The sequence below is a fragment of the Stappia sp. genome, assembly GCF_048268045.1.
Taxonomy (GTDB): Bacteria; Pseudomonadota; Alphaproteobacteria; order Rhizobiales; family Stappiaceae; genus Stappia.
The window spans coordinates 1-22,759 of sequence record NZ_JBLWWG010000002.1; the positions used below are offsets into that span (position 1 = coordinate 1).

General features: G+C 64.4%; 21 protein-coding genes. 6 read left to right on the top strand and 15 right to left on the bottom strand.

The features are described from left to right. Positions 1–626: 626 nt before the first annotated feature. Positions 627–1,073 (top strand): DUF2852 domain-containing protein, encoded by a 447-nt coding sequence (locus ACN0WF_RS02570; RefSeq protein WP_417771217.1) that lies wholly within the window; start codon positions 627–629, stop codon positions 1,071–1,073. 103 nt (positions 1,074–1,176) lie between these two features. Here the strand turns inward: ACN0WF_RS02570 and secB are convergent, their stop codons facing one another. Further along, complete coding sequence (secB, locus tag ACN0WF_RS02575) at positions 1,177–1,662, bottom strand: protein-export chaperone SecB (protein WP_417771218.1); 486 nt, start codon at positions 1,660–1,662, stop codon at positions 1,177–1,179. Positions 1,663–1,853: 191 nt separating this feature from the next. Between secB and ACN0WF_RS02580 the strand changes: the two genes are divergently transcribed. Then, a complete protein-coding gene (locus ACN0WF_RS02580) occupies positions 1,854–3,230 on the top strand; it encodes an ActS/PrrB/RegB family redox-sensitive histidine kinase (protein ID WP_417771219.1) in 1,377 nt (458 codons plus the stop codon). Positions 3,231–3,322: 92 nt separating this feature from the next. Continuing rightward, positions 3,323–3,877, top strand: a complete 555-nt coding sequence (locus tag ACN0WF_RS02585) for an ActR/PrrA/RegA family redox response regulator transcription factor (protein ID WP_417771220.1) — start codon at positions 3,323–3,325, stop codon at positions 3,875–3,877. Positions 3,878–3,887: 10 nt separating this feature from the next. On the opposite strand, the gene ACN0WF_RS02590 is transcribed toward ACN0WF_RS02585, so the two are convergent. The 3 genes from ACN0WF_RS02590 to trpS form a co-directional block, all read right to left on the bottom strand. Continuing rightward, the gene (locus ACN0WF_RS02590) at positions 3,888–4,823 is read right to left on the bottom strand and encodes a glycosyltransferase family 2 protein (RefSeq protein ID WP_417771221.1); all 936 of its coding nucleotides are present in this window, start codon (positions 4,821–4,823) and stop codon (positions 3,888–3,890) included. Between the two features lie 79 nt (positions 4,824–4,902). Next, a complete protein-coding gene (locus ACN0WF_RS02595; protein WP_417771222.1) occupies positions 4,903–5,397 on the bottom strand; it encodes an MmcB family DNA repair protein in 495 nt (164 codons plus the stop codon). A gap of 141 nt (positions 5,398–5,538) precedes the next feature. Further along, positions 5,539–6,615 (bottom strand): tryptophan--tRNA ligase, encoded by a 1,077-nt coding sequence (gene trpS, locus ACN0WF_RS02600; RefSeq protein WP_417771223.1) that lies wholly within the window; start codon positions 6,613–6,615, stop codon positions 5,539–5,541. Positions 6,616–6,925: 310 nt separating this feature from the next. Here trpS and hemA point away from each other — a divergent pair, with 310 nt between their 5' ends. Then, positions 6,926–8,146 (top strand): 5-aminolevulinate synthase, encoded by a 1,221-nt coding sequence (gene hemA / locus ACN0WF_RS02605; RefSeq protein ID WP_417771224.1) that lies wholly within the window; start codon positions 6,926–6,928, stop codon positions 8,144–8,146. Positions 8,147–8,235: 89 nt separating this feature from the next. On the opposite strand, the gene ACN0WF_RS02610 is transcribed toward hemA, so the two are convergent. The 7 genes from ACN0WF_RS02610 to ACN0WF_RS02640 form a co-directional block, all read right to left on the bottom strand. Continuing rightward, complete coding sequence (locus tag ACN0WF_RS02610) at positions 8,236–8,655, bottom strand: Rap1a/Tai family immunity protein (RefSeq protein ID WP_417771225.1); 420 nt, start codon at positions 8,653–8,655, stop codon at positions 8,236–8,238. A gap of 83 nt (positions 8,656–8,738) precedes the next feature. Further along, positions 8,739–9,020, bottom strand: a complete 282-nt coding sequence (locus ACN0WF_RS02615) for a DUF2160 domain-containing protein (protein ID WP_417771226.1) — start codon at positions 9,018–9,020, stop codon at positions 8,739–8,741. A 28-nt stretch (positions 9,021–9,048) separates the two neighbouring features. Next, entirely contained in the window at positions 9,049–9,849 is an 801-nt protein-coding gene (locus tag ACN0WF_RS02620; protein ID WP_417771227.1) for a carbohydrate ABC transporter permease, read from the bottom strand. Positions 9,850–9,862: 13 nt separating this feature from the next. After that, positions 9,863–10,726: a carbohydrate ABC transporter permease gene (locus tag ACN0WF_RS02625; protein WP_417771228.1), complete on the bottom strand. Its 864-nt coding sequence runs from the start codon at positions 10,724–10,726 to the stop codon at positions 9,863–9,865. Positions 10,727–10,740: 14 nt separating this feature from the next. Next, a complete protein-coding gene (locus ACN0WF_RS02630) occupies positions 10,741–11,823 on the bottom strand; it encodes an ABC transporter ATP-binding protein (RefSeq protein ID WP_417771229.1) in 1,083 nt (360 codons plus the stop codon). Further along, positions 11,801–12,901 carry an ABC transporter ATP-binding protein gene (locus ACN0WF_RS02635; protein ID WP_417771230.1) on the bottom strand — a complete coding sequence of 367 codons (1,101 nt, stop codon included), beginning with the start codon at positions 12,899–12,901 and terminating at the stop codon, positions 11,801–11,803. The genes ACN0WF_RS02630 and ACN0WF_RS02635 overlap by 23 nt, the downstream gene beginning before the upstream one ends. Positions 12,902–13,035: 134 nt before the next feature. After that, the gene (locus ACN0WF_RS02640; protein WP_417771231.1) at positions 13,036–14,772 is read right to left on the bottom strand and encodes an ABC transporter substrate-binding protein; all 1,737 of its coding nucleotides are present in this window, start codon (positions 14,770–14,772) and stop codon (positions 13,036–13,038) included. A gap of 202 nt (positions 14,773–14,974) precedes the next feature. On the opposite strand from ACN0WF_RS02640, the gene ACN0WF_RS02645 reads away from it, so the two are divergent. Further along, entirely contained in the window at positions 14,975–15,793 is an 819-nt protein-coding gene (locus ACN0WF_RS02645; RefSeq protein WP_417771232.1) for a DeoR/GlpR family DNA-binding transcription regulator, read from the top strand. Further along, positions 15,790–17,316: a glycerol-3-phosphate dehydrogenase gene (gene glpD, locus ACN0WF_RS02650; RefSeq protein WP_417771233.1), complete on the top strand. Its 1,527-nt coding sequence runs from the start codon at positions 15,790–15,792 to the stop codon at positions 17,314–17,316. The genes ACN0WF_RS02645 and glpD overlap by 4 nt, the downstream gene beginning before the upstream one ends. 95 nt (positions 17,317–17,411) lie before the next feature. Here glpD and ACN0WF_RS02655 read toward each other — a convergent pair whose 3' ends face one another. The 4 genes from ACN0WF_RS02655 to ACN0WF_RS02670 all read right to left on the bottom strand — a co-directional run bounded on the left by ACN0WF_RS02655 (position 17,412) and on the right by ACN0WF_RS02670 (position 22,753). Next, positions 17,412–19,610: a methyl-accepting chemotaxis protein gene (locus ACN0WF_RS02655; RefSeq protein WP_417771234.1), complete on the bottom strand. Its 2,199-nt coding sequence runs from the start codon at positions 19,608–19,610 to the stop codon at positions 17,412–17,414. A gap of 128 nt (positions 19,611–19,738) precedes the next feature. Continuing rightward, complete coding sequence (locus tag ACN0WF_RS02660) at positions 19,739–20,716, bottom strand: ABC transporter substrate-binding protein (protein WP_417771235.1); 978 nt, start codon at positions 20,714–20,716, stop codon at positions 19,739–19,741. A gap of 34 nt (positions 20,717–20,750) precedes the next feature. After that, positions 20,751–21,887 (bottom strand): ABC transporter permease, encoded by a 1,137-nt coding sequence (locus ACN0WF_RS02665; RefSeq protein ID WP_417771236.1) that lies wholly within the window; start codon positions 21,885–21,887, stop codon positions 20,751–20,753. Beyond that, positions 21,884–22,753 carry an ABC transporter permease gene (locus ACN0WF_RS02670; RefSeq protein ID WP_417771698.1) on the bottom strand — a complete coding sequence of 290 codons (870 nt, stop codon included), beginning with the start codon at positions 22,751–22,753 and terminating at the stop codon, positions 21,884–21,886. Before ACN0WF_RS02670 ends, ACN0WF_RS02665 begins: the two co-directional genes overlap by 4 nt. Positions 22,754–22,759: the final 6 nt, after the last annotated feature.

The following is a 22,759-nucleotide window of genomic DNA, read 5'->3' on the forward strand; positions in this document are numbered from 1 at the left end:
AGCCGGCAAATTCCCGTCAGCCTTAAAAGGTGAAGGAGACAGTCATTCGCACCGGGAAGTTCGCCCCGGCGCCGCCGTCGTTGTGGGGCTCTTATAGCCACCCAAATCACACACCGTCAAGACGCAAATACAAAAAATCCCCGCCGCACGAAAAATCCCGCAAACCCAAATCCACCAACTGGGGACAAAATAGCCGACAACTGCAAAAATATAAGCAATATCAAAACACTAAGATATGCACAGCGCAAAACCAAAATCCCTTCCACAAAACAAGCCCGATAGCCCCACCCCCAAAATCACTCAAACACAAACCCCAAAACGTCATCCAAGCGTCAAAGCCAAAACCTAAAGTCACAGCCCCAATTCAAGACAAACAACAAAAACCCTGCCCGGACCCCCTCCTCAAACGCGCGCGCTCCTTTCACGTCCTCCCTTCAAGCTCCGGCGAGCGCCATGCCCACGATCCTTGCCCGCCAGAGTGGCGTGTCCATCCACTCCATCCGCGAGGGACCGTCCGCGTGCTCGGCCACACGTGCCTGCGCACGCCCCCCCGGCCGCGGGTCTTCTTGAAACCCCCGCGCCACGCGACCACATGTTTCTCGTACCCAACACCTGCGAGGAACACGATGAGCTACACCTCCACCATGAATTCGCAGAGCGAGGCCGGCCAGCGCCGCTCCTGTGCGATCCGCCCCGGATGGTCACCGCTTACGATCGGCCTGATGGTTCTCGGCTTCATCTTCGCCTGGCCGATCGGCCTTGCCATGCTCGCCTATATTCTATGGGGCGACCGCCTGCGCGGGGCATTCGACGACGCACGCCACCAGTTCCGAACCTCCCCGGTCGGGCGAGGCATGTCCTCGGGCCTGCGTGGCGACACCGGCAACTCCGCCTTCGACGCCTATCGCGACCGCGAGCTGCGCCGTCTCGAGGAAGAGCGGGCCCGCATCGAGACGATGCGCGCGGAGTTCGATGACTTCCTGCGCGAGCTGCGCCGCAAGAAGGACCACGAGGAGTTCGACCGGTTCATGGCAGATCGCGGCCACGCACCGGCCCCGCGCACCGGCGACTGAGGCGCCCGGAAAGCACCTCGCGCCGCAAGGCCGCACACATGAAAAAAGGCGCGGACAGGGTCCGCGGCTTTTTCGTTTCACAATGCAAAAGGCTGCCCTGCCCTCAGTTCGGGCGCGCGTCCCCGCCACCCTGCTCCATGTTCTGGCGATAGAGCTGGGCGAAATCGATCGGGTCGAGCATGAGCGGCGGGAAGCCGCCGTTGCGCGAGGCCTCGGCCAGAATGTTGCGCGCGAAGGGGAACAGCATGCGCGGGCACTCGATCAGCACGAAAGGATGCAGGTGCTCTTCCGGCACGCCGGCGATGCGGAAGATGCCGGCATAGACGAGTTCGATGGCGAAGACCGTCATCTCGGGCGTCTTGGCGCTCGCGGTCAGGGTCAGCACGACCTCGAACTGGTTCTCGCCCATCGGCTGGGCGCCGACGTTGACGTTGATGTCGAGCTTCGGCTGCTCCTTGGGCTGCAGCGATGCAGGAGCATTCGGGTTCTCGAACGACAGGTCCTTGATGTACTGGGCAATGATGCTCATGCCCGGCGCGCCGCCGGCCTGGTTCACCTGGCCATCGGCCGCGTCATTGGTATCGCTCATGCTGGAGTATCCTGTCCTGACCTTCGTCCAATCCCGCCGGTACGGCGACGCGCCGCGCCCGACTTTGTCCGGCTGGCTAGCATGGGCACGGCGGAAAGCACAAGGTTTGATTGACGCGCCGGGACCATGGCTACACATAGTCGGGAACGGGCGAACGGGATGCCCGACGCTGAGACGGATGCGGCAGGGGCATGACGAATACGGAAATCGTGGAACTGGGATCACCGCACCGGCGGCTGAAACTCGACACTCTCGTCCGGCTGCGCTGGATGGCGGTCGCCGGTCAGACGGCGACGCTTCTTCTCGTGCGCTTCGGACTGGACTACCCGCTGCCCTTCGCCGCCTGCATAGGCCTCGTGGCGGCCTCGGCCTGGGTCAACATCCTGCTGAAGATCCGCTCGCCGCAGTCGCAACGCCTCTCCCAGCGCTCCGCGACACTACAGCTCGCCTACGATCTGGCGCAGATGGGTGGGCTTCTTTATCTCACCGGCGGTCTCGGCAATCCCTTTGCCTTCCTGTTGCTCGCCCCCGTGATGGTGTCGGCGACCGGACTATCGGCGCGCAAGACGCTCTACCTCGGTCTCCTCGCGGCGGTCATCGCCACCCTGGTCGCCTATGACCACCTGCCGCTGCCCTGGCCGGAGGGGCGAACCTTCAGCCTGCCCAGCATCTATGCGCTCGGCGTCTGGATCTCGTTGGTCTGCTCGCTCGCTTTCATGGGCGTCTATGCCTACCGCGTCGCGGAGGAGGCCCGGCAGCTCTCCGACGCCCTTGCCGCCAGCGAGCTGGTGCTGGCCCGCGAACAGCACCTGCATGCGCTCGACGGCCTGGCGGCGGCGGCGGCTCATGAACTCGGCACGCCGATGGCGACCGTCTATCTCACCTCCAAGGAGCTGGCGCGCGACCTTGCCGACATTGCCCCCGAACAAGCCGACGCGCTGCCGGAGGGGCTGCGCGAGGACGTCGAGCTCATTCTCTCCCAGGCGCAACGTTGCCGCGAGATCCTGTCGAAGCTCTCGTCGCTTTCCGACGACCGGGACCAGCATTTCCACGGCGAGCCGCTTTCGCACCTGATCGAGCAGGTCGTCGAGCCCTGCCGTGCCTTCGGGATAGAGATCCTCGTCGACATCCGCGGCGACGGAGCCGAGCCAATCGGCATCCGCAATCCGGCGATCCACTACGGACTGGGCAATATTCTCGAAAATGCCATCGACTTCGCCGCGAGCGAGGTGAAGATCGCCGCACGCTGGACGCCCGCCAGCGTCACAATCGAGGTCTCCGACGACGGACGTGGCTTCGCCCCGGACGTGATCACGCGGCTGGGAGAGCCCTATGTCACGAAACGCGGCTACCGGGAGACGCGCGAAGGCCGACCCGGCCAGGGCGAACGCGGCGGCGGGCTCGGTCTCGGCTTCTTCATCGCCAAGACGCTTCTGGAGCGCACCGGCGCGGACCTGCGCCTGCGAAACCGCACCCCGCCGGCGCGCGGTGCTGTGGTCCGCGTCAGCTGGCCTCGCGGCGGCGACGAGCGCAATGTGACCTGGAGAGCGGAAGACGCTTCCGCCTGACAGGACGGACTGCCGCACCCGGGCGAAGACATTTGCCCCGGGGAAAAACCCCCATATAAGGGGGGAAACAATCAAGGGACGTGGAAACGGGCATGGACGAACGCCTGGAATGCGACACAGCAATGCAGAAGAGCCTGCTTATCGTCGATGACGACAGGCCGTTCCAGCAGCGCCTCGCGCGCGCCATGGAGAAGCGTGGCTTTGAAACGGCAACCGCCGACAGCGTCCGCGAGGCGCTCGAGAAGGTTCGCATCAAGGCGCCGGACTTCGCCGTTGTCGACATGCGCCTGGAAGACGGCAGCGGCCTCGACGTGGTTGAGGCAATCCGTGCCCGTCGGCCGGAGGCGCGGGTTGTGATCCTGACCGGCTACGGCAACATCGCGACGGCGGTGACGGCAGTGAAACTCGGCGCGGTCGACTACCTCGCCAAGCCGGCGGACGCCGACGACGTGCTGGCGGCGCTGACCAGTTCGAGCGAAGAGCGGGCCGCACCGCCGGAGAACCCGATGTCGGCCGACCGCGTGCGGTGGGAACACATCCAGCGGATCTACGAATTGTGCGACCGCAATGTTTCGGAGACCGCCCGGCGGCTCAACATGCACCGCCGCACGCTGCAGCGCATTCTGGCGAAGCGCGCGCCGCGCTGAACGGGCGCGCTCATTCCCCCCTGGCGGCGTGTCCGTAGAAGCGCAGCTTGATCCCGCACAGACCGATGACGACGCCGACGGCCGACGCAAGGTCGACGCCGGCGCGTCGCGCCCGCCACCCCGCCAGCGGCGACCAGAACAGATGGTTGATCGCATAGCCGAGCTTGGCGCAAAGCTTGCCGACGCAGACGAGACCGGCCTGGGCGAAGCTCGCATGCGTCTTGCGCGCCCAGGTGCCGAAATAGACCCCGTCGCGCAATCCCCGACGCAACATGAAGCGCAAGGTCAAGCGGTCGGCGGGCACCACGTCGCGGACGCGCGCGCCGGCGGCACTCCCATAGCGCGCGCCCTGACTGCACAGCCGGGTGATGAGCTCATAGTCCTCGCCACCCGTCGCGGCGTAATCCGGCTGGAACCAGTCGGCTTCGTCCTCGGGCAGGCACGAAAGGCGCAGCAGCAGATTTGCTGTCGTCGGCGACTCGCAGTCCTCGACGAAGAACCCTCCGCTCACGATCCAGCCGGGCGGAGGCGCAAGGTAAACCGGCGCAATGGGGCCGATCTGGATATCCGCTCCGGTCCTGTCGGCCGCCTTGAGATGCGCCTCGAGCCAGTCGTCGTCGGCGCGCTCGTCATCGTCGAGACATGCCACGAACTCCGCGCCGCTTTCCAGGGCAAGACGCAGGGAGCGGTTGCGCACCGCCGTCAGGCCCGGTTCGCTCACCCGGTCGTAGACGAGATCGAAGACATCGGAGAATTCCGCCGCCACCCGCCGCGCCGACACGCGACCATTGTCGACGACGATGACGCGCAGGCCCGTGCCGACGCTCTGGCGCGCGAGGGAATGCAGCGCCTGGCGCAATGGCTCGTGCCGGTCGCATGTGCAAATGGCAACGCAAACCCGATCTCCCGCACGGGCTGACCCAACGTCTGCCGACGACACGTCCATGCGCCTCCCTGGCTGCGATGCTGCTGGCGGTTTAGTCGCAAAGGACCGGCGGGATTGCAACGGGAAAGGCGCGAACGCCTCAGCCCATTCCGCCGACGGACGCACGAAGGTCGGGATCGAGCGCGTCGTGCAGGCGATTGGCCGCGGCCTGGGCGAAGCGAAGCAGCACCGCCTTGCGCGTCGCCGCCGACAGCCTGTGCTCGGGAGCAGGACGCAGGATCTCCGCGAAGTAACCGTCGGACAGGATCAACCCGGCGTCCTGCGGAAACACCTCCGCCGGGACGCCCGCATGGCTTGCGAAGAACAGCCGGTCGCAATGGGCGCGGTAATCGGGCCATTTGGCGTCGGCACGGAAATCGGCGAGAGAGGACTTCACCTCCACGATCCAGACATCCCCCTTCGGCCCGACGGCAGCAAGATCGGCGCGCCGCCCAGAGGCAAGCGTCAGTTCGCCGACACAGGCAAAGCCCGCCGCCCGCAGCATCCGCGCCGCACCGCGCCAGACCCGCGCGGCGGCTTCAGACTGGCGTCCGTCGCAGAGCGGATCGTCGAGCAGGATGCGATTGGTGGTCATGCCGTCTGGTTCCGTTCGCGGATATGTTCCATCTTTGTTCCACCGAAGACTAGCGCCCCGCCCCCGGAATTGGCAAGGGCCGCGCCGGAAAACCGGCGCGGCCCTGATGGTCGCTCACTGTCGTGGATGGCGATCCGCCGATCAGCGGCCCTCGAGGAAGCCCATGATCCGGCGGGCATCGCGCAGCACCGGTCCGGCGATCTCCGATGCCCGGCCGGCACCCTCGCGCAGAACGGCATCGATATGGCCTGGATCGTCAAGCAGGCGGTTCATCTCTCCGGTCATCGGCGCGAGTTTCTCGACGGCGAGATCGGCAAGGGCCGGCTTGAAGATGGAGAACGGCTGACCGCCGAACTCGGCGAGCACCTCTTCCCTCGTGCGGCCGGAGAGCGCGGCATAGATGCCGACGAGATTGGCCGCCTCGGGGCGCTCGGAAAGGCCTTCCATCTCACCCGAAAGCGGCTCGGGATCGGTCTTCGCCTTGCGGATCTTCTTGGCGATGTCGTCGGCGGAATCGCGCAGGTTGATGCGCGACAGGTCCGAGGGATCGGACTTGGACATCTTCTTGGTGCCGTCGCGCAAGCTCATGATGCGCGTGGCCGGACCGGCGATCATCGGCTCCGTCATCGGGAAGAAAAGCTCATCCGGCAGTTCAGGGCTCGGCGTCGGGTTGGGAATGCCCAGCCCCATCTCCTTGATGCGATCGGCGAAGTCGTTGTTGAACTTCTGCGCGATGTCGCGGGTCAGCTCCAGATGCTGCTTCTGGTCGTCGCCGACCGGCACATGCGTTGCCCGGTAGGCGAGGATGTCGGCCGCCATCAGGGTCGGATAGGCGAAGAGCCCGACCGAAGCGTTTTCCCGGTTCTTGCCGGCCTTCTCCTTGAACTGCGTCATGCGGTTGAGCCAGCCGATGCGCGCAATGCAATTGAAGATCCAGGCAAGCTCCGCGTGTTCGCGAACCTGGCTCTGGTTGAAGATGATCGCCTTCTGCGGATCGATGCCCGCGGCGAGATAGGCGGCAGTCACCTCCCGGGTGGTCTGGGCAAGCACGTTCGGATCGTGCTTGATCGTGATCGCATGCAGGTCGACGACGCAGTAGATCGTCGGCATCTCGTCCTGCAGCGGCACGAAGCGCGAGATCGCGCCGAGATAATTGCCGAGATGAAGATTGCCGGTGGGCTGAACGCCCGAGAATACGCGCGGCTGGAACTGGCTCAACGTTCCATCTCCCGATTTGACCAAGGGTTGGAGAAAGAGACCCTGCCGGTCCCTTCCCGCGGACTTATGGACAAGGGGAAGTTCCAACGCAAGGAAGATCACGGAAGAAGCCGGTGCAGGGCGAGGTTCGCAACAGGCTTTCACGCCGGCGCGCTGCGTCGAAATGACCCCTCAGGCATATTCCCAATTCACTTACTGTTTTGCATTGGTCTATAACTTGGAATGACACTAATTTGCGGATATGCGAAATTTCATCGCTGGCGCCCGCCTGGCGGCGACAGCATGACGAACTGACATGCCGGAGGCCGGAATGGATTACGAGAGCTTCTTTCGAAGCAAGATCGACGGTTTGCACAAGGAAGGCCGCTACCGGGTTTTCGCAGATCTCGAACGTAAGGCGGGCCAGTTCCCCCGCGCCACGCGCCACACGCCGGACGGAGAACAGGACGTCGCGGTCTGGTGTTCCAACGACTATCTCGGCATGGGCCAGCATCCGGTCGTGACCGGTGCCATGCACGAGGCGCTCGAGCGCTGCGGCGCCGGGGCCGGTGGAACGCGCAACATCTCGGGCACCAACCACTACCACGTGCTGCTTGAGCAGGAACTCGCCGATCTCCACGGCAAGTCCTCCGCCCTGCTGTTCACGTCCGGCTATGTTTCCAACTGGGCGGCGCTCGGCACGCTTGCCGCGCACCTTCCGGGCTGCGTCGTGCTGTCCGACGCGCTGAACCACGCCTCCATGATCGAGGGCATTCGCTACTCGCGTGCCGAAAAGCGGATCTGGAAGCACAATGACATCGCCGATCTGGAGCGCCAGCTCGCCGAGATCGAGCCGGGTCGTCCCAAGCTCGTGGCCTTCGAGTCCGTCTATTCGATGGACGGCGACATCGCGCCGATCAAGGAGATCTGCGACATCGCCGACAAATACGGCGCGATGACCTATCTCGACGAGGTGCACGCGGTCGGTCTCTACGGTCCGCGCGGCGGCGGCGTCGCCGAGCGCGAGGGCCTGATGGACCGCCTGACGGTGATCGAGGGCACGCTCGGCAAGTCCTTCGGCGTCATGGGTGGCTATATCGCCGCCTCGGACGCGCTTTGCGACTTTGTGCGCTCCTATGCGTCCGGCTTCATCTTCACCACGTCGCTACCGCCGGCGCTGGCCGCCGGCGCCCAGGCCTCGATCGCGTATCTCAAGTCGACTGAGGGCGCACGGCTGCGCCTGCGTCACGCCAACCGGGTCGCCGCGGTCCGCAAGCGGCTCGATGCCGCTGGCATTCCGCACCTCGATAACCCGAGCCACATCGTCCCGGTGATGGTCAAGGATCCGGTGAAGTGCAAGATGATCTCCGACATCCTGCTCGACAGCTACGGGATCTACATCCAGCCGATCAACTATCCGACCGTGCCCAAGGGGCAGGAGCGCCTGCGCATCACGCCGTCGCCGCTGCATTCGGACGGGGACATCGAGCACCTGGTGCGCTCGATCGAGTCGCTGTGGAAGCAGTGCGCGCTCGCGCGGGCCGTCGCCTGACGACAGCCCCAAACAGGCTTCAGACAGCAATCAGACGCGCCGGATCCGAGAGGGTCCGGCGCGTTTTGCTTTTGTGCGAGCAAACGGGATCAGCGGGCCATGGCCGGCATGTTGGAGCAGGCCGGCCAGGTGGCGCGGAAGGCGTCATAGACAAGCAGCGGGCCGCTGGTCCTCCGGCCCTCCGGGTGTTTCTTCAGATGATCGAGCAGCGCCTGCCGCAGTCCGTTGGCGTCCACGCCAGGCGGAATGCAGTTGGCGCGGCCGAGCAGGAAAGCGTCGAGCGCACCCTGCAGGTAGCCAAGGCAGAAGGTGACGGCGACAGGATTTCCTTGCGGCTCGGCCGTGCAGAGCGTCTCGATCTGTCCACCCGACTGCCACCCTTCCGAGGCCCCTGCCGAACCGCCGGCGAGCGCCAGCGCAACGGCGAACACGACCAGGCCGCTCCGGCGCGCCGTCTTGCCCCCCGCACCTGAGAGGCCATGGTCGAACGATCTTCTGGGTGACGTCATCTCTTGCGCCCGCGCGTTGAACCTTTACCGGATCCTTCCGCGAGTCGCCCGTGCGAACAAGCCTCGCCCGGATCAGCCGGCGCTCAGACCCAGCGGAAGACGCAGATTGCGTAGACGATCGCGAGTGCGAGCGGGATCCACAGCACCGGCCCGACAAGGCCGAGCCAGCCGAGAAAGATGAAGGCGCTGCCCAGCAGCGAGATGAAAAGCCGGTCGCCGCGTGTCGTGTCGAGACCCAGGGCGCCATGACGCGGACCACCGCCCGGCGACACATATTCCCACACGGACATGACCGCGAAGCAGCCGGCGATAAAGACGAAGAAGGCGGCTGTCGGTCCGGTCCAGGCCATCCAGCTCAATCCCATGACGGTCTCTCCCCTTGGTTTGCGCGTGTCACACGCGCCCGAGCGCGAAGCCCTTGGCGATGTAATTGCGTACGAAGTAGATGACGAAGGCGCCGGGAATGATGGTGAGCGTGCCCGCCGCCGCGAGCAGGCCCAGCTCGTAGCCGGACGTGCTCGCCGTGCGGGTCATCACCGCGGCGATGGGCTTGGCGTCGACGGAGGTCAGCGTCTTCGCCAGCAGCAGCTCCACCCACGAAAACATGAAGCAGAAGAAGGCGGCGACACCGATGCCGGCGGCGATCGTCGGCACGAAGATCTTCAGGAAGAACGACCAGAAGGAATGGCCGTCCACATAGGCGGTCTCGTCGAGTTCCTTCGGCACGCCCGACATGAAGCCTTCCAGGATCCACACCGCCAGCGGAATGTTGAACAGCGTATGAGCCAGCGCCACGGCAATCGGCGTATCGAACAGCCCGACCGCCGAATAAAGCTGGAAGAAGGGCAGGGCAAAGACCGCCGGCGGCGCCATGCGGTTGGTCAGCAGCCAGAAGAACAGGTGCTTGTCGCCGAGGAACCGGTAGCGCGAGAAGGCATAGGCGGCCGGCAGGGCCACCAGCACCGAGATCACCGTGTTGAGCAGCACATAGGTCAGCGAGTTGACATACCCCATGTACCAGGTCGGATCGGTGAAGATCTTGACGTAGTTCTCGGTCGTGAACTCCCTCGGGAACAGCGTGAAGGATCCCAGGATCTCATTGGTCGTCTTGAACGACATGTTGACCAGCCAATAGATCGGCAGCAACAGAAAGGCGATGTAGAGAACGGGAACGAAACGGCTGATACGGGTCATGGCGGACCTTTCGTCACGACTGCTCGTTGCGCATCATCAAGGTGTAGAACACCCAGCTCAGCAACAAGATGATGAGGAAGTAGATCAGCGACATGGCGGCCGCCGGCCCGAGATCGAACTGCCCCAGCGCGATCTTGACCAGATCGATGGACAGCAATGTCGTCGAATTGCCCGGCCCGCCGCCGGTCAGCACCGAAAGCTCGGTGTAGATCATGAAGCTGTCCATGAAGCGCAACAGCACGGCGATGGTCAGCACCCGCTTCATCTTCGGAAGCTGGATGTAGCGGAAGATCGCCAGCGACCCGGCGCCATCGATGCGCGCCGCCTGGTAATAGGCGTCGGGAATGGACACAAGCCCGGCATAGGCGAGCAGCACGACGAGCGACGTCCAGTGCCAGACATCCATCAGGATCAGCGTGAACCACGCATCTCCCGGCTGGCGGGTAAAGTTGTAGTCGAAACCGAGCGCGTTGAGACCACGCCCGAGCAGGCCGATGTCGGGCAGGGCAAAGATATTCCACATCGCCCCGACGACGTTCCAGGGGATCAGCAGCGGCAGCGCCATCAGCACCAGGCAGACCGGAACCCACGGCCCCTTGCGCGGCATCGTCAGCGCGATGGCGATGCCGAGCGGGATCTCGATCACCAGGATCGTTCCGGTAAAGACGAGCTGGCGAAACAGCGCGTCGTGGAAACGCTCCGAACGCAGCACCTGTTCGAACCAGGTGACGCCCGCCCAGAAGAAGACGTTGTCACCGAAGGTTTCCTGCACCGAGTAGTTCACCACCGTCATCAGCGGGATGACGGCGTTGAAGGCGACGAGAGCCACCACCGGCACAACGAAGAGCCAGGCGCGATTGTCGTGTGTCTTGTTCATCCGATCCTCCCGCCTCAGGCGACGATCCAGCCGTCGCGGTAGACGGCCGTGTGTGCGGGGTCGAGGGAGAGCCAGGCGGCCTCCCCGGGAATGTCGACGCCCTCGGCGACAAGCAGCTTGATCGCGTTGCCGGAGGCATCGGCCTCGACGATGCGGAAGCGCCCCGCGTCGGCCACCTTGACGACCCGGGCGGGAAGCCGTCCCTCGCCCGCACCGTCCGCGAAGCTGACGAATTCCGGGCGAACGCCGACCTCGATGCGGCCGGCGCCGGGTGCGGGCGCGGCGGAAGCGCTTGTCGCCACCGGCGTACCGGCGATGCTGACGCGACCGCCCTCGTCGAGCGCGCAAGGCAGAACATTCATGCCGGGCGACCCGATGAAATGGCCTACGAACGTGTGCCTCGGTCGTTCGAACAGCTCCACGGGCGTGCCGATCTGCACCACTTCGCCCTGGTTCATCACCACCACCTTGTCGGCGAAGGTCAGTGCCTCGGTCTGGTCGTGGGTGACATAGATCATCGTGGTGCGCACCCGCTGGTGCAGCTCCTTCAGCTTTGAGCGCAATTGCCACTTCAGGTGCGGGTCGATGACTGTCAGCGGTTCGTCGAACATGATCGCGTTGACATCGTCGCGCACCAGCCCGCGACCGAGCGAAATCTTCTGCTTGCCGTCCGCGGTCAGGCCGGCAGCACGCTGCTTGAGCATGTGCGTCAGGTCGATCATCTCGGCGATCTCGCGCACCCGGGCGTCGACGCGGGCCTCATTGACGCCGCGGTTGCGCAGCGGGAAGGCGAGATTGTCGTAGACGGTCATCGTGTCGTAGACGACCGGGAACTGAAACACCTGGGCGATGTGGCGTCGGTCGGGCGGCAGATCCGTCACATCCTCGCCGTCGAAGAGGACGCGACCGCCGGTTGGCCTCAGCAGGCCGGAAATGATCGACAGAAGCGTGGTCTTGCCGCAGCCGGAGGGGCCAAGCAACGCATAGGCGCCGCCGTCCTCCCATTCCAGGTCGAGCCGCTTCAGGGCCCAGTCGGCGTCGTCGACCGGATCGGGCCGGTAGGCGTGCCGCAGTTCATCGAGCAGGATTCTGGCCATTCTGCCCTCCCTTGGCCGGAATGCGTCGACCGTCGGGCGCGAACACCATCGCCTGCGACATGTCGGCATAAAGACGCTGCGCCGTGCCCACCTCGAACGGATGGATGCCGTGAGACTGGGAAACCCAGGTCTCCCCGTGCAACGTGAAATGGATGATGCTTTCCGACCCCGAGAGCTCCGTGACGAGCACCCGGCCATCGACCGGCACCGGCATCTCGCCTTGCGGAACAGGCGAGACATGGTGCGGACGGATGCCGAGCGTATAGGCGCCGTCGGCGAGAGAGCCCATGCCAGGCGGGGCCTCGACCGCCTCCCCCGCGGGCAGGGTGAACCGGTTGCCCGTCTTGCGGGCGGCGACCACGTTGATCGGCGGATCGGCGAAGACCTGGGCGCTCGTCAGATCAACGGGGTTGCGATAGACCGTGCCCGTGGGGCCGAACTGGGTAACCTGCCCTTCGAAAAGGCAGGCGGTGTTGCCGCCGAAGAGCAACGCCTCGACCGGCTCGGTGGTCGCGTAGACGACGATGCAGTCGCGGTCGGCGAAAAGGCGGGGAAGCTCGTCGCGCAACTCCTCGCGCAGCTTGAAGTCGAGATTGGCGAGCGGTTCGTCGAGCAGGACGAGGTCGGCGTCCTTGACCAGCGCGCGCGCCATCGCGGTGCGTTGCTGCTGTCCGCCCGAAAGCTCCGCCGGCCGGCGCTCAAGCATGGCGTCGAGCTTCAGGAGTTCCGCCATCCGGCCGACGCGGTTGCGGATTTCCGCCTCCTCCATCCGCGCAACGCGGAGCGGCGAGGCGATGTTCTCGTAGATCGTCATGTTGGGGTAGTTGATGAACTGCTGGTAGACCATCGACACGTTGCGATGGCGCACGGAGACGCCGGTGACGTCGTGCCCGCCGAAGCGCACCTGGCCGGACGTCGGGCGCTCCAGCCCCGCCATCAGCTTCATCAGGGTCGTCTTGCCGGCCAGCGTCGTGCCGAGAAGAATGTTGAAGCTGCCGGGCTCGAAGACGAGATCCGTCGGGTGGATGAGCGTCTCGGCACCGGCGCGCAAGGCCACCTGCCTCAATTCAAGGGACATGGGTCGCTGCCCTGTTGGTCGTGCGTAGGGGATCGGAAACATCGCCGGCCGGTCTCGGGACCGCGCCCGTGCAAGCCGGCGACCGGGACGGTCGGGGAACGCACACGTCCCCCGACCGCCATCACCCGGGCTGATCAGTTCTCGGCCCAGCGCTGGACGAGATCGTCGTAGTTGACCGTCTCACCCTTCGGCTTCTCGTTGTCGAGCTTGGCCTTGGCGCCGCCCTTGCCGAGCCACTCGGACGGGTCCTTCGGCTCGTTGAGGCGCGGACCGCAGCCGCCGTAGGTGTTGTTGGCCTCGTCGGCGCGCTGCATGCGACCCATGATCGTGTCCATCTCGCCGGCGAGACGGTCCATGGCTTCCTGCGGCGTGAAGGTGCCCGAGTTCACGTCGCCGATCTGCTGCCACCAGAGCTGCGCGAGCTTGGGATAGTCCGGCACGTTGATGCCGGTCGGCGACCAGCGCACCCGGTCGGGCGAGCGGTAGAACTCGACCACGCCGCCGAGTTTTGGCGCGCGCTCGGAGAAGCTCTCGTGGCGCACGGTGCTGTCGCGGATGAAGGTGAGACCGACATGGCTCTTCTTCACGTCGACCGTCTTGGAGGTCACGAACTGGGCGTAGAGCCAGGCGGCCTTGGCGCGATCCGTCGGCGTCGACTTCAGGATCGTCCAGGAGCCCACGTCCTGATAGCCGACCTTCTGGCCTTCTTCCCAGTAGGGGCCGTGCGGGCTGGGCGCCGCACGCCACAGCGGCATGCCGTTGTCGTCGACGGTGTTGTTGCCCTCCGACTTCGGCTTGACCATGTCCGCCAGGAACGCGGTGTACCAGAAGATCTGCTGGGCGACGTTGCCCTGGCTGAGCGCCGGCAGCGACTGGTAGAAGTCGTAGTCGGCCGCCCCGGGAGGCGCGTATTTGCGCAGCCACTCGTCCCACTTGCGAATGGCGTAGACCGCCGCCGGGCCGTTGGTCGCGCCACCACGGGCCACCGAGGCGCCCGACGGGTTGCACGAGCCCTCGTCCATGCGGATGCCCCATTCGTCGATGGGCCGCCCGTTCGGCTCGCCCTTCGAGCCGGTGCCGGCCATGGAAAGCCACGCATCGGTCATGCGCCAGCCAAGATCGGGCGCGCGCTTGCCATAGTCCATATGACCATAGACGCGCACGCCGTCGACTTCCTTGACGTCCTCGGTGAAGAACTCGGCGATGTCCTCATAGGCGGACCAATTCACCGGCACGCCAAGTTCGTAGCCGTATTTCTCCTTGAACTTCGCCTTCAGGTCCGCGCGATCGAACCAGTCCTTGCGGAACCAGTAGAGATTGGCGAACTGCTGGTCGGGCATCTGGTAGAGATCGCCGTCGGGCCCGGTGGTGAAGGAAATGCCCATGAAGTCGTCGAGATCGAGCGTCGGCGACGTCACGTCCTTGGCCTCACCGGCCATCCAGTCGGTCAGGTTCACCGCCTGCTGCAGGCGCGAGTGCGTGCCGATCAGATCGGAGTCATTGACATAGGCGTCGTAGAGATTGCGGTTTGTCTGCATCTGCGTCTGCACCGCCTGGACGACCTCGCCCTCGCCCAGGATCTGGTGGTTCACCTTGATGCCGGTAATCTCCTCGAACGCCTTGGTCAGCGTCTTCGATTCATACTCGTGGGTCGGAATCCCCTCCGACAGAACGTTGATCTCCATCCCCTTGAAGGGCTCCGCCGCCTTGATGAACCACTCCATCTCGGCGAGCTGTCCCTCCTTGGACAGCGAGGACGGCTGGAATTCGCTGTCGATCCACTTTTTCGCTTCTTCCGTTCCGGCAAATGCCGAAGGGGAAGCTGCTATAAGCGCAACCGCCGCTACGGCCGCTCGAATATCTCTGCGCATGAAATCTCCTCCCTGAAGTAAGCTTTCAAGAAAACTTGCGGATAAACTATCAAACGAAAAAAAATGAACGTCAACCCGAAAATCGCCTTGCCATTCGTTGCGCGAAAAGTGCAAAATCCAGTGAAAACGCCCTTCATGCTGCACATGCGAGCAGCACGAAGACATGAAAAGATAAAATCGAAAAAAAACGAAAGGCCGTCAGATGGACCCGGTGTCCCCTCGGCAGGCTGATATCCTTGACCGTGCACGCAGGTCTGGTCGCGTCGACGTCGAGGCTCTGGCCATCGACTTCGACGTCACCCCACAGACGATCCGCAAGGATCTGAACGAACTTTGCGAGCGCGGCCTGCTGCAGCGCGTGCACGGCGGCGCCGTTTTGCCGTCAGGTATTGCAAATTATGCTTATGACGCCCGACGCCAGCTCGCCGCCGAGGGCAAACGGCAGATCGGGCTGAGGGCCGCGGCGCTCATTCCCGACAATGCCTCGATCATGCTCAACATCGGCACCACCACCGAGCAGGTGGCCCGCGCCCTGCGCCAGCACGACGGCATCATGGCGATCACCAACAACATCAATGTCGCCAACATCCTGCGAACCGCGCCGGATGTCGAGGTGATCATCGCGGGTGGCCAGGTGCGCGCCTCCGACGGCGGCATCGTCGGCGAGGCCACCGTCGACTTCATCCGCCAGTTCAAGGTCGACTACGCCGTGATCGGCGCCTCGGCGATCGATGCAGACGGCACGATCTTCGACTACGACTTCCGCGAGGTTCGCGTCTCCCGCGAGATCCTGTCGCACGCGCGCCAGGTGCTTCTCGTGGCCGATGCCATGAAATTCGAGCGCAGCGCGCCCGTACGCATCGGTCACCTTGCCGAGATCGACACCTTCATCACAGACCGGGCACCGCCGGCCTCCGTTCTGGAGATCTGCCGGGACAGCGGCGTCCGGGTTGAAATAGCGGAGGCCGGCGGGGAGGAGGCCGGCCATCCTGACGAGACGACGGGAGACATCGCGCTATGACCGCGCAGAAAGAAAACGCGCCGTTCGACATCCTCATCATCGGTGGCGGCATCAACGGCTGCGGCATCGCCCGCGACGCCGTCGGCCGGGGCTATTCGGTCTGCCTTGCCGAGATGAACGACCTCGCCAGCGGCACGTCCTCTTGGTCGACCAAGCTCATCCATGGCGGCCTGAGGTATCTCGAATACTACGAGTTCCGGCTGGTGCGCGAGGCGCTCGGCGAACGCGAGCTGCTGTGGTCGATCGCACCGCACATCATCCATCCGCTGCGCTTCGTCCTGCCGCACCAAAAGGGGCTTCGCCCACGCTGGATGCTGCGCCTTGGGCTGTTCCTCTACGACCATCTCGGCGGGCGGAAGCTCCTGCCGGCGACGAAGACGCTGGATCTGCGCGACGATGTGGCCGGCAAGCCTCTGAAGCCCGGCTTCTCCACCGCCTTCGAATATTCCGACTGCTGGGTGAACGATGCCCGCCTCGTGGCGCTCAACGCGCGCGATGCGGCCGATCGGGGCGCCGAGATCAATACCCGTACCAAGGTTGTCGCAGCCGAGCGGACCGGCGATCTCTGGCGCGTCCGGCTTCAGGACACGGTCAGCGGCGACATCCGCGAGGTCTCCGCGCGGCTTCTCGTCAACGCCGCCGGCCCCTGGGTCGACCGGGTTCTGCATGGCGCCATGCAGCGCAGCGATGCCAATCACGTCCGCCTCGTGCAGGGCAGCCACATCGTTGTGCGCAAGCTCTTCGACCACGACCGCGCCTATATCTTCCAGAACGGGGACGGTCGGATCGTCTTCGCCATTCCCTACGAGGGCGAACACACGCTGATCGGCACGACCGACCGCGACTTCACGGGAGATCCCGCCGATGTCTCCGCCAGCGAGGAGGAGATCGCCTATCTGATCTCGGCGGCGGGCGAGTATTTCAAGCAGCCGATCACCCGCGACGATGTGGTCTGGACCTACTCCGGCGTGCGCCCGCTCTTCGACGACGGCGCCTCCAAGGCACAGGAGGCAACGCGCGACTACGTCCTGAAGCTCGAGCGGGGCACAGGGGCAGAGCCGGCGCTCGTCAACATATTCGGCGGCAAGATCACCACCTACCGGCGGCTGGCACTGTCAGTCATGGACCTTGTCGAGAAGGCAATCGGGGCCAAGGGCAAAAGCTGGACTGCGACGCCGCCGCTGCCCGGCGGCGATTTCGCCGCGACCGGCTTCGAGGACCTCGTCACCGGACTTGCGGCCGACTGGCCGGATCTCGACCGGGCGCTGCTGCGTCGCCTGGCCCGCGCCTACGGCACGAAGACGCGGGTTCTGCTTGCCGGAGTCAAGACGCCGCAGGATCTCGGCCTCGACTTCGGCGCAGGCTTGAGCGAGTGCGAGGTCGCCTACATGATGGACCACGAATGGGCTCGTACGGCGGAGGACGTGCTGTGGCGGCGCTCAAAGCTCGGTCTTGCCGTTGACGAGGCCGGGGCCGCACAGCTTGGACGTTTCATAGCCGAACGTCTGGAAAAGGTGGCCTGAGGCACACTTCACCTCGATGTGCGAACGCGAAAAGGGGCACGTTCGAAGGAACGTGCCCCTTGTTCGTTCATCCCCACATTGCGTGGACTACGATCTCAACTTGCCTGGCGAATGTCGCTCAGGAAGCTCTCCACGCTCTTTCGCAGGCGCTCTTCCTCGCTTTGCAGCGCCTCGGCGTCGGAGCGAATCCGCACCGCGACGTTGCCGGTAAGCTGGGCGGCTCGGGAAACGCCGGCGATGTTTCGTGACACATCCTGCGTTCCTGTCGTTGCCTCTTGCACATTCATGGCGATCTCGTTGGTCGCAGCCCCCTGCTGCTCGACGCTGGCGGCGATGTCGCCGGAGATCTTGTTGATCTCCTCGATGGTATGCGAGATTTCGCGAATTGCCTCCACGGCACCGTCGGTTTCACCCTGGACCTGCTGGATCTGGGCGACAATCTCCTCCGTTGCCTTGGAGGTTTGCGTCGCAAGCTCCTTCACTTCCGCCGCCACGACAGCGAAGCCCTTGCCCGCCTCACCGGCGCGCGCCGCCTCGATTGTGGCATTCAACGCCAGGAGATTGGTCTGCTCGGCAATATCGTTGATCAGCTTGACGACCTGGCCGATCCGGCTTGCCGCACTCGAAAGGCCCTCGATCCTGGCATTCGTCTGCTGGGCCTGTGTCACAGCGCTTTCCGCGATATCGGCCGAAGACCGCACCTGACGGGAGATTTCAGACACCGACGCCGAAAGCTCCTCGGCGGCGGCCGCGACCGTGCCCACGTTTGAGGATGCCTCCTCCGATGCCGCGGCCACGGCCGTGCTTTGATGGCTGGTGTCTTCCGCCGCGCCCGTCAATTCCCCCGCAGCCGCGTTGAGATTGACGACCGAATGGGAGACCGACTGAAGAAGCTGAGCCACGGAGGCATCGAAGTCGGCGGTCAATCTGGCCACCGTTTCCGCTCTCGCAATGCGACGGTGCTGCTCCTTTTCCTGCTCGGCCGAAAGCTCCTCGGCACGCGCGGCCTGATCACGGAAGACCTCCAAAGCCTTTCCGATACGCCCGATCTCGTCGGCGCGGCGGGCCGTGTCGATCTCCACCGAGTAGTGTCCGTCGATAAGCGACTGGATGTGACCAAGGGTCAGCTCCACAGGACGACGAATAACACGCTGACCGACGATGTAGAGCGCCGCGGCCACGGTAACCAGCAAGACAAGACCAACACCAACGATCCAGGCCACGATCGTGTTGGAGGCGACCAGGAGGCTCGACAAGGGAACGGTCACAAGCACCGACCAGGTTTGGCCGGTCTCACCGATCTTGACCGGAATGATCATCCTCTGCACGCCTTCGCCAAGCGCCTCGGACCAGCCGGCATAGTCGATCGCTCTCCCCTCACGCACAGCTTTCTGACCGCTATCGAGTCCGGTTTCACGGGCCGCATCGAAGGCATCCGCGAAGGGCTTGCCGATCAGGTCGGTATCGGGATGGGCCACCCAGGTTCCCTGCTGGGATACGAGAGAAACCTGCCCCGTTCCAAGTGGGCGGATGGTGGCAAGCTGCTCGGAAAATCCGGTGGCGAACACATCGATACCGGCCACGCCCAGGACCTTGCCATCATTCATGATGGGCGCGGACATGGAGACACCAATCGCCATCGCATCGCCAACCGGCCAGGTGTAGGGCTCGGTGGCGAACACCTTGCCGGTCCGGTAGGTGCGCGAGAACCACTCCTTGTCTGCGGCGTCGCTCACCTTGCCCGAGGAGTCGGTGACCTCTCCCGTCGGCCTCTCGCCAAAGCTTCCGTCGGGATTGCGAAACACATAGGGACGCCATTGGCCCGTGGCGTCATGCATGTTGTCGGCGCTGGCAAATTCCTCGTTGCGTCCGTCCAAGTCATCGGTGACGACAACACCCCAGGCTCCCGAAAGGTTCTTTTCGCCCTTCATCGTCTCGCGAATGATGGCGGTCCATGCGTTCCGGTCCACGTCTCCGGACGCCTTGAGCGCGCTCATGCTCGCGGCCATGCCCTTCGTGATCGTCAGACCGGCCTCGAGTTGCCGGCGGATCGACTGGGCCTCGCGCTCGCCAACTGCCCGCGCTTCGCCGACCGCAATATCACGTGCGATCCGGGCTGACTGCCAGGCGATAACCGAGATGCCGCAAAAGAGAGTCACGATCAGAACAATACTGCTCGTGATTACAAGTTTCACCGTGATAGATGCGTTCTTCAGCATGGGCACCACCAACTTTACATGCACACGCAACCGACTGCTTGCGCGCCTTGTAAAAATTGATAGGGCAAAACTCATAACGCTGGGTAAATAAAGAAAATTATGAATATTTCCCCAGCGTCTCAGGTTGTCATTAAATTATTACTCAACTATCGAGATGCAAAATACGAGAGCCGGCAGGTGTGCCGCCGGCTCTCGCGCTCACGTCACATCTTGTCAGTGACCACCGTCGTCGTTGCGCCTTCCGGCTGCCGGGTGATCACCGGGTCGGAGCCGCCGCTCAACAGCGTCTCGACGGTGCGGGTGTAGTCGGCCATGTCGAGCGTGCCGTCGCTGCCCTCGGTCAGCTTGTTGATCTCGCGGACCATGCGCTTCTGGTGCTTCTCGGTCTGGGCGCCGGTGGCGTCGTTCTCCAGAACGATGTCGGCCGCCTCGTCCGGGTTCTCGCGGGCATACTCCCAGCCCTTCATCGACGCGCGCACGAAGCGGGCCATCTTGTCGACGAAGGCCGGGTCGGACAGGTTCTCCTCGAGGACATACAGGCCGTCCTCGAGCGTCGCCACGCCCTGGTCTTCATACTTGAAGACGATCAGCTCGCTCTCCGGAATGCCGGCGTCGATCACCTGCCAGTACTCGTTGTAGGTCATGGTGGAGATGCAGTCGGCCTGCTTCTGCAGCAGCGGGTCGACGTTGAAGCCCTGCTTGAGCACCGTCACGCCCTTCTCGCCACCCTCGGTCGGGATGCCAAGCTTGCTCATCCAGGCGAGGAACGGATACTCGTTTCCGAAGAACCAGACGCCGAGCGTGCGGCCGGGGAAGTCGTCCGGCGACTTGACGCCCGTCTCCTTCAGGCAGGTCAGCATCATGCCCGACTTCTTGAACGGCTGGGCAATGTTGACGATCGGCACGCCGCGCTCGCGACTTGCCAGCGCCGAGGGCATCCAGTCGACGATGACGTCGGCGCCGCCGCCGACAATCACCTGCGGCGGAGCGATGTCCGGGCCGCCCGGCTTGATGGTGACGTCAAGGTTCTCCTCGTCATAGAAGCCCTTGTCCTTGGCCACATAGTAGCCGGCGAACTGCCCTTGCGTGACCCATTTGAGCTGCAGTGTCACCTCGTCGGCGGCATGCGCCTGGGAGAGGCCGAAGGCGAATGCCGCGGCCGCAAGCAATGTCTTTCTCATATCAAGCTCCCTCTGGTTTCGGCCCCGCCGCCCGTTATCCCCGGACTGACGGATGCCAGAACGTGACGACCCTCTCGAGAAGGGCCACCAAGCCGTAGAACAGCGATCCTGCGACCGCGGCGACCGCGATCGAAGCCCACACCATATCGACGTTCATCCGCCCCACCTCGGTGGAGATGCGAAAGCCCATGCCGACAGTGGGCGTGCCGAAGAACTCCGCGACGATCGCGCCGATCAGCGCCAGCGTCGAGTTGATTTTCAAGGCATTGAAGACGAAGGGCATGGCCATCGGCAACCGCATCTTGACGAGAGACTGGACGTGGTTTGCCGCATAGGTGTGCATGAGATCGTGCTGGATGCGGTCGGCCGCGGCCAACCCGGTCACCGTGTTCACCAGCATCGGGAAAAAGGTCATGATGACGACGACGGCCGCCTTCGACGGCCAGTCGAAACCGAACCACATGACCATGATCGGCGCGACACCGATGATCGGCAGCGCGGAAACGAGGTTGCCGACAGGCAGCAGCCCGCGCCGCAGGAAGGGAACGCGGTCGACGACAAGCGCCACGAGGAAGCCGGATCCGCAGCCCAGCACATAGCCGACGATGACGCCCTTGAGAAAAGTCTGGCGGAAATCGGCCCACAGGATCGACGGCGAGGCGACCGCCCTCGCCCAGATGTCCGACGGCGGCGGCAGCAGCACCTTCGGTACCGCGAAGCCGGTGACCAGAAGTTGCCAGAGGACCAGCAGCCAGACGCCGAAGGACAGCGGGATCAGCAGCGCCACGATCCGGCGCAGCGCCGCCGAGCGCGGTGAAAGGCCGGCCATTTCCTCAACCGAGACCCAGGCTGTTGCCCAGGCAGCGATGGTGAGGGCCCAGAACCCCACACCGGCCTCGCCCGGATGCTGGCCGATCAGGCTGACCAGCGTCGCGGCGAGGAAACCGGATGCGGCGACCAGAACCACCCAGGCGGAACGGCCGAAAAGCTCGCCGAAACGGTAGATGCCAAGCACGACAATGGCGGTGACCCCGGCAAGGGCGACGAACGGCGCCTCCAGGAACCCGTGCGAGCCATTGTCGGTGACAATCAGCGGCAGCATCGTCGCGATCACCGCCAGCAACAGGCCAAGAAGCGACAGGAAACGGGCCACGGGGCTCATCCGGGTCATGACGCCATCCCCATGCGCTTGAGCACGATGCGCTCGGCGAGTCCGATCAGCGCCACCAACCCCGCGGCCAGCGCGGCGGCAAGGATCAGCGCCGACCATATCTGCACCGTCTGGCCATAGTAGGACCCGGCGAGAAGCCGCGCGCCAAGGCCGGCAACGGCGCCGGTCGGCAACTCGCCGACGATGGCCCCGACAAGGCTGGCGGCGACGCCGACCTTCATCGAGGTGAAGAGATAGGGCATCGCCGAGGGCAGGCGCAGCTTCCACAGCGTCTGCGCCGCCGAGGCATAATAGGTCTTCATCAGATCGAGCTGGATGGTCTCGGGCGAGCGCAGGCCCTTCACCATTCCCACGGTCACCGGGAAGAAGGAAAGATAGGTGGAGATGAATGCCTTGGGCAGCAGGCCCGAGATGCCGACCGCGTTCAGGACGACGATGATCATCGGTGCGATGGCGAGGATGGGGATTGTCTGGGACGAGATCACCCAGGGCATCAGGCTCTTGTCGAGCACCCGGCTGTGCACCACGCCGATCGCGAGCACGATGCCGAGCGTCGTGCCGAACAGGAAGCCGAGCAGGGTCGAGGAGAGCGTGATCGAACTGTGGTAGATGAGGCTGCGCTTGGAGGTGACGTTCTTCTCGACCGTCGTGTTCCAGATCTCGACCGCCACCTGGTGCGGAGCCGGCAGGACGGGACGCTCCTGCGCCAGCGTATCGGCGACAAGCCGGGCCAGCGGTACGTCTTCCAGTCCGCCGCGCTTGTAGGTGTCGCGCTGGAACGGCGTGTTGAGCAGCACGGCGGAGAGATACCATACGGCGATGATCGCCACGACGATGACCAGCACCGGCCCGGCCGTGCCCGACATCAGCCG